This is a genomic window from Mesobacillus harenae (assembly GCF_013343715.1).
Taxonomy (GTDB): domain Bacteria; phylum Bacillota; class Bacilli; order Bacillales; family Cytobacillaceae; genus Mesobacillus_A; species Mesobacillus_A harenae.
This window is the reverse complement of the sequence record NZ_JABUNR010000050.1, coordinates 1-374: the sequence shown is the minus strand read 5'-3', so window position 1 is coordinate 374 and position 374 is coordinate 1. Positions and strand designations below refer to the sequence as shown.

Below are 374 nucleotides of genomic sequence, written 5' to 3'. Positions count from 1 at the left end.
TTTGCCGAGTTCCTTAACGAGAGTTCTCTCGCTCACCTTAGGATTCTCTCCTCGCCTACCTGTGTCGGTTTGCGGTACGGGCACCATTTATCTCGCTAGAGGCTTTTCTTGGCAGTGTGGAATCAGGAACTTCGGTACTTAATTTCCCTCGCTGTCACAGCTCAGCCTTCATGGTAACGGGATTTGCCTCATTACCAGCCTAACTGCTTAGACGCGCACATCCAACAGCGCGCTTACCCTATCCTCCTGCGTCCCCCCATTGCTCAAACGATAAAGAGGTGGTACAGGAATATCAACCTGTTATCCATCGCCTACGCCTTTCGGCCTCGGCTTAGGTCCCGACTAACCCTGAGCGGACGAGCCTTCCTCAGGAA

Annotated in this window: 1 rRNA gene; it reads right to left on the bottom strand. The window is 52.9% G+C overall.

Annotation, left to right across the window (positions count from 1 at the left end):
* Nucleotides 1–374 (bottom strand): 23S ribosomal RNA (locus HRJ06_RS23010); the annotation flags it as partial.